This window comes from Nostoc sp. CCY0012, assembly GCF_963920855.1.
Taxonomy (GTDB): Bacteria; Cyanobacteriota; Cyanobacteriia; order Cyanobacteriales; family Nostocaceae; genus Cyanocohniella.
This window is the reverse complement of sequence record NZ_CAWUDM010000166.1, coordinates 1-9,149: the sequence shown is the minus strand read 5'-3', so window position 1 is coordinate 9,149 and position 9,149 is coordinate 1. Positions and strand designations below refer to the sequence as shown.

Annotated in this window: 6 protein-coding genes; 4 read left to right on the top strand and 2 right to left on the bottom strand. The window is 44.1% G+C overall.

The window, feature by feature from the left end; translation table 11 throughout:
- Nucleotides 1-137 precede the first annotated feature (137 nt).
- On the top strand, nucleotides 138-1,088 hold the full coding sequence (locus ACM0OS_RS27220) for a hypothetical protein (protein ID WP_414546298.1): 951 nt from the start codon (nucleotides 138-140) through the stop codon (nucleotides 1,086-1,088).
- Nucleotides 1,089-1,783: 695 nt separating this feature from the next.
- Entirely contained in the window at nucleotides 1,784-3,196 is a 1,413-nt protein-coding gene (locus ACM0OS_RS27215) for an ATP-binding protein (RefSeq protein ID WP_414546300.1), read from the top strand.
- Nucleotides 3,197-3,474: 278 nt separating this feature from the next.
- Here ACM0OS_RS27215 and ACM0OS_RS27210 read toward each other — a convergent pair whose 3' ends face one another.
- Both ACM0OS_RS27210 and ACM0OS_RS27205 read right to left on the bottom strand, forming a co-directional pair.
- The gene (locus ACM0OS_RS27210; protein WP_414546297.1) at nucleotides 3,475-4,428 is read right to left on the bottom strand and encodes a heme o synthase; all 954 of its coding nucleotides are present in this window, start codon (nucleotides 4,426-4,428) and stop codon (nucleotides 3,475-3,477) included.
- A gap of 377 nt (nucleotides 4,429-4,805) precedes the next feature.
- On the bottom strand, nucleotides 4,806-5,789 hold the full coding sequence (locus tag ACM0OS_RS27205) for a COX15/CtaA family protein (protein ID WP_414546299.1): 984 nt from the start codon (nucleotides 5,787-5,789) through the stop codon (nucleotides 4,806-4,808).
- Nucleotides 5,790-6,205: 416 nt separating this feature from the next.
- Here ACM0OS_RS27205 and ACM0OS_RS27200 point away from each other — a divergent pair, with 416 nt between their 5' ends.
- Together ACM0OS_RS27200 and ctaD are read left to right on the top strand one after the other, a co-directional pair.
- Nucleotides 6,206-7,300: a cytochrome c oxidase subunit II gene (locus ACM0OS_RS27200; RefSeq protein ID WP_414546296.1), complete on the top strand. Its 1,095-nt coding sequence runs from the start codon at nucleotides 6,206-6,208 to the stop codon at nucleotides 7,298-7,300.
- A 50-nt stretch (nucleotides 7,301-7,350) separates the two neighbouring features.
- On the top strand, nucleotides 7,351-9,042 hold the full coding sequence (gene ctaD, locus ACM0OS_RS27195) for a cytochrome c oxidase subunit I (RefSeq protein ID WP_414546295.1): 1,692 nt from the start codon (nucleotides 7,351-7,353) through the stop codon (nucleotides 9,040-9,042).
- Nucleotides 9,043-9,149 lie beyond the last annotated feature (107 nt).

Here is a 9,149-nt window from a genome sequence, read left to right as displayed (position 1 = left end):
TCAAGCACACCCTCTATTTTTCTGGGTTTGTTGCCCGTTTAGTCTAAACTCCAAATGAATATCGTCTGGTTCTGAAAGCTTTACAAGAAGGTTTTGGCACGGCTGACCAGGAAGCATTAGCAGAATTGTGTCGAACTTTGTGGGTTAAATCCCAAGACGAAGAACATCTATTTAACTATCACTTTCAACAGTTCATCACAACTTCTCATCCTGTCAATCCTTCTGTAACAAGGAAAGAAGCCCCATCTCGCCCTCTGAGAGAAGACACAGCAGCAGAAGCTAATCAGTCATCTCATCCACCAAATAAAACACCTGCTGATGTACCTATATCATCAGAATTGATGGAGGTTGGGGATGAAATGCAAGTTGCAGAAGCAGTACAGATTACTACTCAACCAAATGAGGTAATTACTGAAAATCGCTTCACCCAAACCGATGAGTATTTTCCGGTGACACGACGACAGATGAAACAAAGTTGGCGACATTTACGCCGTTTTGTACGTCAAGGTTTGCCCACAGAGTTAGACATAGAGGCAACTATTGAGCAAGTTGTACGGCAGGGGGTTTTCCTAGAGCCTGTAATGATACCCAGTCGGGTGAATAGAACTGAACTACTTTTGCTGATTGACCATAAGGGGTCGATGGTGCCTTTTCACGCCTTATCCCAACGATTTGCTGACACAGCACTACGAGGTGGACGCTTAGGAAAGGCTAGTATTTACTACTTTCATAATTGCCCAACCAAGTATCTTTACTGTGACCAGTCGCGCCGACAAGCTGAACCTGTCGCAGATTTTTTAGCTCAGATGCGTCCAGAACGTTCCGCTATATTAATTTTTAGTGATGGGGGTGCAGCACGAGGCGGTTTCAGTCTGGAACGGCTGGAGTTAACCCAAAAATTTCTTGCCCAGTTAAAACAAAGAGTTCGTTATATTGCATGGCTAAATCCAATGGCAACAGAGCGCTGGTTTGGCACAACAGCCGGGGAAATTGCCCATTTAGTACCGATGTTTGAAGTTAGCCGTCAGGGTTTTGATGGGGCGATTGATGTTTTACGTGGTCGGGTAATCAATGCACAATTAAGGTAGAGAGTATGAAGCCAGAAGTCGCTAGTCGTCGAATTGAATCTTTTGGTCAACGCTTTGGGGAAGCGCATCTCTATCTGGCTTATCATGCGGCTTTTCCCTTAGCCCTCACGCCAGATTTGCTCTACCGTCTCTGGGCAAATTTTCAGCGAGATATTAATGGTGAAGTGCTGATTATCCCCTGGATGGCTGTAGCGGATCTGTTGCTTTCCAGTCTTTGTGATGAAGTGGGGCATGAACTCTATGAAATGGATACAGCAGTGCGAAATGCGCTGTTGAGAGAGTTGAAACAGAATCCCCATTTTGGCGAACAGCGAATTAATGAATTGTCTGATTTTTTGCTTACCTATGTGCGGCAGCAAATTGATAGCCACGACCCGGATATTCGTGATTTTGCTCAGGCTCAAAGGTGGACTGCATTAGCGTATACGCGCCCAAGTCAGGCAGCGCATGAATTAGCATCTATTCTTGCAGGCTTGAAATTAGAAGAAAAGGCAGAGTGGGTTCGCATGGCATCGCTGGTGGAAACTTTTGCCGAACCATTAGCAGAATTCCAACCACTACTAATTTATGCTCGTGGAATGGCAAATTTTGTCCGTGGTAACGTTGAAAGTGCAACAGCCCAAATTACAGGTTTACTAGCAAACCAAGAGCCTCAATTAGATATTGCTGGGGTAAACTTGCCGATTCCTAGCCCAATACTTACGCCAGCAAGAGAAACAAAGAAAGGCTCGAATCCACAAGATTTTGCCATATTAAAGCGGATATACTACTCCTTTGACCCATTTCGACCCTTACCGGCTGGAGATCCCGCTTATGTTGATTGTTCAGAAGTGCGGGGAGATGGTGACATCTTGGTAGAAGTGGGGAGAGAAATTTTGTTGTCTGACAGAATGACCTCTCAACTTTATGCAGGTCATCGCGGTGCGGGTAAATCAACAGAATTGTTGCGTCTTCAGAAATATTTAGATGAAAACGGTTGCTTTGTTGTCTATTTTGCTCCTGATGAAGAAGATATTGATCCAGAAGATGCCCAATATATAGATATTCTCTTAGCTTGTACACATCATTTATTGAGGGCGTTAAAAGATAACGCTTCTCCAGACAGTTTATTGAACTGGTTAAGCGACCGTTGGCAAGACTTAAAAGATTTAACACTGACTGAGGTATCTCTAGATAGTTTAAGTATAGAGACGCAAATTTCCCAATTTGCCAAAATTACAGCAAATTTGAAAGCTAAACCTAGCCAACGCCAAAAAATCAGAGAAAAATTCAACCCTCATACACCCATTTTGATTAAGGCGTTGAATCAGTTTGTTAGAGATGCTAAAAAAAACTTACCTCCAGGTTATTCTCAACTGGTGTTAATTGTTGATAATCTAGACCGGATTGTGCCTATACCTCAAGAAGGTGGACGCAGCAATCATGAGCAAATTTTTCTAGACCGTAGTGAACAACTCCAAGCTCTAGATTGCCATCTAATTTATACAGTGCCAATTTCTTTACTGTATTTTTACCGCGCTGCCGATTTAACCAATATCTATGGCAATACTCAGGTATTACCGATGATTATGGTGCAAACTCCCGAAAATCAAAAATATGAGCGTGGAATTCATAAACTTAAAGAATTGCTGCAAAAACGCCTGAGTTTGATAGACCCTAATTTATCTATTGTTGATATATTTGAGGAACGTCAGGCATTAGAGGCAATATGCTTGATGAGTGGGGGTCATGTGCGGAATTTATTATTATTAATGAAGGAAGCCATGAAATATACGAACACGCTGCCCATACCTAACAGAGCCATACAGCGCTCAATTAGCGAGTTACGAAATACCTACCGTAATACAGTTTTTGCTAACGAATGGCAAGCACTGGCAATGGTTCATCATTTTAAGAAGATAAAAAACGATCAACTGTATTGGGGTTTATTATTTAATCGCTGTATTTTGGAATATCGATATTTTGATAAAGAGGGAGAAAGTCAAGTTTGGTACGATATTCATCCCCTTATTAAAGAAATTAAACAATTTCAGGATGCTTTTAATCCCATCTTCCGCACCCTAAACTGTCACACAACGAAAAATGGTCGTTTGGGGGTTTGGGATTAGCGATCGCCACCTAAGATTTCGACCTTTTTGTATAAAAAACATCCTAAAATGAATTCAAAAATACGAAATTACCGATTGTGACACCGGGGGGTGCGGAATGTGGGTTTAATCAATTATACCCGTCATAAATATGTAATTTACTTTCTGGTATGAACACTTAATTACCTAGAAATATACACATTAAGGACAGGACAGTGGTCAGGTAGATATAAAAATATTTTGAATATTTGTAAGTGCGATCGCGCCATTAAAACCAACGCGATCGCCAGATGATCCATTTAGCTAATAAAATGCAGCTGGCTAATAACCGCACTAATCAGACTATGGGTAATGGGGAGGCTATCAATTACCATACCCAGGCACAACAGCATCATGTAAGAAATGGAATACAGAAATAATTCTCTGGCTACAGTGCGATCCTCTGGGTTTTGCAACAAGCGCCAAGACTTATGGATAAATAATCCACCCAAACTGACTGCGATCACCGCATAGACAAATCCACTGGAGTGTAAAGGATAAACCAGTAACAGAGTCGCACCGACTGTCACCAGTGTGTAGTACCAAATTTGCCTTACTGTTGCCGTATCACCTGCAACCACAGGCAGCATAGGTATACCAACTTTGGCGTAGTCATCCCGAATCATCAGCGCTAGCGCCCAGAAATGAGGCGGTGTCCACAAAAAGACAATGGCAAAAATTAACCATGCTGCCCAGCTTAAAGTATCTGTCACCGCAGCCCAACCCACTAAAGCGGGAATTGCTCCAGCAGCCCCACCAATAACAATGTTTTGGGTGCTGTGGCGTTTCAGCCAGTGGGTGTAGACCAAAATATAAAAGATGATGCCAGAAAATGCTAGACACGCAGCTAGTAAATTTGCGAATACTGTCAGTAGCGTAAAAGACATTACAGCTAAGGCGATCGCAAAAATTAGTGCATCCCGTGGCTGTACCTTACCGGAAGGTAGAGGACGATGGCGCGTCCGCTCCATATCATAATCAATATCCCGGTCATAGATACAGTTAATGGTTTGGGCGCTAGCAGCAGCCAAAGTGCCACCAGTAAGAGTTACTAGCAATAACAATGGGTCTACTTGTCCCTGAGCAGCAATCCACATACTGCCAGCCGTAGTAATCAACAGCAACGGAATAATCCGGGGCTTTGTGAGCTGATAGTAGCTGTGGATGACTTGGAGAAATGTTTGGTGGTGGCGAGAGACATTAGTCTCAATCATGTTGACTCTAGTTCCTTATTTTTCAACAACTTCTATGCAGCCCCGGCTGATACTGAGTTGACATTAAAGTATAGTTACTGAGGCTCAGGGAAGATGAGGAAGATGAGGAGGATAGGGAAGATCAGGAAGATGTTGCTCACTAATCTGCCCCTGCTCCCCCATTTTCCCGGCTCAAACTGACTCAGAAAGTCGAGACTTTTTTTAGGGGCGCAGGCAATTTTGGTTTGTCGGGTTCCACCACTCTAGTTGCTAGGGATTGTTGCTAGATGTGATATTGAGTTACTTCATCACTAAATGGCTAACGGCTAACAGCTAATTACCATTAGTCATCAGTAATCATGGTGATGACTGCAATGGAGAAATGCAGCTGAGTTAACTTACAAATTCGTTCCATTTGCTTGTGTACTCGTCACATTTGCTGTTACACCCACAGGATAAGCGTTGATTTCCCGGGCCGAGCTACAGTCACGTAGCGCCAACACCGTAAAAGCCACTAACGTACCCAGCAAAGTAGCTCCTACCACTTGGTGAGAAACTGTCAGCGGCTCGGCTTGGAGATGTAATCGGAAAGTGGCAACTCCCAACAAAATTTGTAACAGCAACAACATACCAGACATATTTGCCAACCTGCGTAAAGCTGGGTGTAGTGCTGGTGTGCGCCAGGAGATAAATACCACTGCCAAAGTAGCCACAGTTGGTGGTACCAAGCCAAAAATATGGCTATACATCACACTGCAAAGCTGAGAATCGCCAAAACATTGGTGTAATGCCCAACGAGAACCAACTAAAGCACCTAGTAAACTTTGCAGGTAAACCAAGATAGCAGCAGTTAAACCCACCCAAGGTAACTTACCGACGGTTCCAGTTCCTTGATAAGGAGTTAGGGCTATACCAACAATCAGTAAGGTGGTGAAAAACAACAACGCTGTTCCCAAATGAGCAGTCACAATATCAAACCGCAACAATTGAGTCACAGTGAGTCCTCCCAAAATGCCTTGGAAGACAATTAAAAACAGGGCAAATGTCGATGCCCAAGGGAGCCAATGAGGTAGACAACGACGATGCCACCAGGATAAACCAGCGAGGGCGATCGCGCTTAACCCAATCAACCCTGCATCTAGTCTGTGGAACCATTCCAAAAAGACTTGGAGATTCATTTGTTTTGCCGGCACCAGTTCCCCGTAGCATAATGGCCAGTCTGGACAAGCAAGTCCAGCATTCATCACGCGGGTGGCACTGCCTATGGCCATCAAAATCAAGGTGGCTATGCACATTTTCCACACCAAGCGACGAATCACTTCCTTGGGCTGTCGCTGCTGAGTTGCCGCTTCATTTTGTTGTTCTAGGACAAATTCGTTCATCATGAACAGTACCTTCCGCCCGCTCTGGGTTGAGCTTCTCTTAAAATTTGCAATTTTCTACCGACTTATATACACCCTAGCGTATGAACCAGAGTTGAAAAGATTGGCTTGCACTTATACTTTGGATCACTCTAGCTACTTTTAGCTTGAGCTTTAGGTATTTTTTAAGTTGTCAGCAATTGATCAATCACCATTAATTTTGCTAATCTAAATTCTTTATTAAATTTTTCCACTGATTTTTACTGATTTACATCTACTCTTGGCAGTATCTAATAAATCTCTTGTACTCAAAATTAGTAAATTAGCGGCAAAAATTAATAAAAATTTCAGACCATGAGACTTTATCTTTCACTACCTGCACTACCTTAGTAAGTGAGTAGCATAGAGATAACGTAGTAAATTCATTTAAGTAAACCGTGAAGATTCCAAGTTCCATCTGGACACTACTAATTGGCATCGTACTAACGCTTGTCAGCTTTTGGTACGGTCAAAATCACGGTCTGTTACCTACAGCCGCCACAGATGAAGCCCTGTTAGTGGATGGTCTGTTTAACACAATGATGATCGTTTCCACAGGCATATTTCTACTTGTCGAAGGTATTTTAATTTACTCTGCAATTAAATATCGTCGGCGGGCAGGTGACAATGACGACGGGCCAGCAATTGAAGGTAATGTACCGTTAGAGATACTCTGGACAGCGATCCCTGCAATTATCGTTATCGGTATTTCTGTTTATAGCTTTGAGGTATACAACGACATCGGTGGCTTTGATCCCCACGCTGTGCATGAAGCCCCAATTACTCAAGAATCGATGACAATGCCAGGGGCTGCCATCGCTGCCACCTTGAGTGATACGCCTCCCAGCACGGGGCCAAACCTCAATCAAGAAAAATCTGATGAGGCTATGCAAGACCCAGCCACAGCCGCAGTGCGTAATGCCGACCAAATTCCCCAAAAACGAGATGCTCCCGGTGTAGGTAGTGTTGCGCCCACCATTGGGGGTAGTCCCGAAAAAGCAGGTCTACCACCAGAATTACGGGTCAACGTCACTGGTCTACAATATGCATGGCTGTTTACCTATCCTGATACAGGTATCACCACAGGTGAGCTACACATTCCCGTTGGTCGGGAAGTAAAAATCAACATGACAGCCAACGACGTGATCCATGCTTTTTGGGTACCAGAGTTTCGCTTAAAACAGGATGCTATTCCTGGGAGACAAAGCGAGATTCGTTTTACACCCAGAATAGCTGGGACTTACGACTTAATTTGCGCTGAACTTTGTGGCCCCTACCACGGTGCCATGAAAACCCAAGTAGTAGTAGAAGCCCAAGAAGCTTATGACACTTGGATGCAAGAGCAATTAGTTGCCAGCAACGAAACCCTAAATCAAGCCGTGGCAGTTAACCCTGCGGATCTATCCCCAGATGAATTTCTCGCTCCTTACACCAAGGACATGGGAATACAGCCAGAAATGCTAAATCATGTTCACACTGCTCATCACCATTAGTCAGCAACTCAGTGAGCAGGCTGCTAACTGATAACTGATAATTAATTTCTATGACACAAACTCAGCTGCAAGAAACTGCCAATATCCCGGTTCATGAAGAGCCAGAGGAAAGACATTGGCGAGACTTCTTTGGTTTCAGTACCGACCATAAGGTGATTGGGATTCAATATCTAGTCACTTCGTTCGTTTTTTACTGCATTGGCGGCGTAATGGCTGACTTGGTGCGGACGGAACTACGTACACCAGAGGTAGATTTTGTCACTCCAGAAGTTTACAACAGCCTCTTTACACTGCACGCCACAATCATGATTTTCTTGTGGATTGTGCCAGCCGGGGCAGGATTTGCTAACTATCTGATTCCCCTGATGATTGGGGCGAGAGATATGGCATTTCCCCGCCTCAACGCTGTAGCTTTTTGGATGATTCCCCCGGCTGGTGTATTGCTAATCGCTAGTTTAGCGGTGGGTGATGCGCCTGATGCTGGTTGGACTTCTTACCCCCCCTTGAGCTTGGTTACAGGTCAAGTGGGTGAAGCCATTTGGATTATGAGTGTGCTGCTATTGGGTACATCTTCGATTTTGGGAGCGATTAACTTTATCGTTACCCTGTTGAAGATGCGTGTCCCCAGTATGGGAGTGCATCAAATGCCCTTGTTTTGTTGGTCGATGTTGGCAACTTCGGCGCTTGTACTCATATCTACACCAGTACTAGCAGGGGCGCTGATTCTCCTTTCCTTTGACTTATTGGCAGGGACAACATTTTTTAATCCCACTGGTGGGGGTGACCCGGTAGTTTACCAGCATATGTTCTGGTTTTACTCTCACCCAGCGGTTTACATTATGATTTTGCCGTTTTTTGGGGCAATTTCGGAAATTTTGCCTGTTCATGCCCGTAAACCGATTTTTGGCTATAAAGCGATCGCCTATTCATCTTTAGCTATTAGTTTCTTAGGGCTAATTGTCTGGGCGCATCACATGTTTACCAGTGGTATCCCTGGTTGGTTACGGATGTTCTTTATGATCACCACCATGATCATTGCCGTACCCACGGGAATTAAAATTTTTGGTTGGTTAGCAACTATTTGGGGTGGCAAAATCAGCCTAAATTCCCCCATGATATTTGCGATGGGTTTCTTAGGAACCTTCGTTATTGGCGGGATCAGTGGTGTAATGTTAGCCGCAGTTCCTTTTGATATTCACGTTCATGATACTTATTTCGTAGTGGCACACTTACACTACGTTTTATTTGGTGGTAGCGTCTTGGGAATTTTTGCCGCTATTTACCACTGGTTCCCGAAAATGACGGGACGGATGATGAACGAATTTTGGGGTAAAGTTCACGCTGTTTTAACCATTGTCGGTCTGAATATGACCTTCTTACCCATGCACAAGCTGGGAATGATGGGGATGAACCGCCGGATTGCTCAATATGATCCCAAATTCACCTCATTAAATGAAATCTGCACCTACGGGTCTTATATTCTGGCGATTTCTACATTACCCTTTATCATCAACGCGGTTTGGAGTTGGTTGTATGGGCCAAAAGCCCCCAACAATCCTTGGCGGGGACTCACCCTAGAGTGGATGACTACTTCCCCACCAGCCATTGAGAATTTTGAACAACTGCCAGTATTAACTACAGGGCCTTACGACTATGGCGTAAGTCACAAAGAAGTTGATACTGAAGCGGTATTACGCGCCAAACCTGATGAACCGTACCCGACTATTGAGTCTGGTGTCTGAGAAGGAGCAGGGGATTGGGGAGCAGGGGAGCAGGGAGCAGGGAGCAGGGGGGAAAGACTTTGCGGTATTACCAAAATTTTTGTTTTTCATCTCCCCATCGCCCCATC

Coding starts and splice junctions, on each gene's coding strand:
- ACM0OS_RS27205 (WP_414546299.1), bottom strand. CDS start 5,789: ATGAACGAATTTGTCCTAGAACAACAAAATGAAGCGGCAACTCAGCAG.
- ctaD (WP_414546295.1), top strand. CDS start 7,351: ATGACACAAACTCAGCTGCAAGAAACTGCCAATATCCCGGTTCATGAA.
- ACM0OS_RS27210 (WP_414546297.1), bottom strand. CDS start 4,428: ATGATTGAGACTAATGTCTCTCGCCACCACCAAACATTTCTCCAAGTC.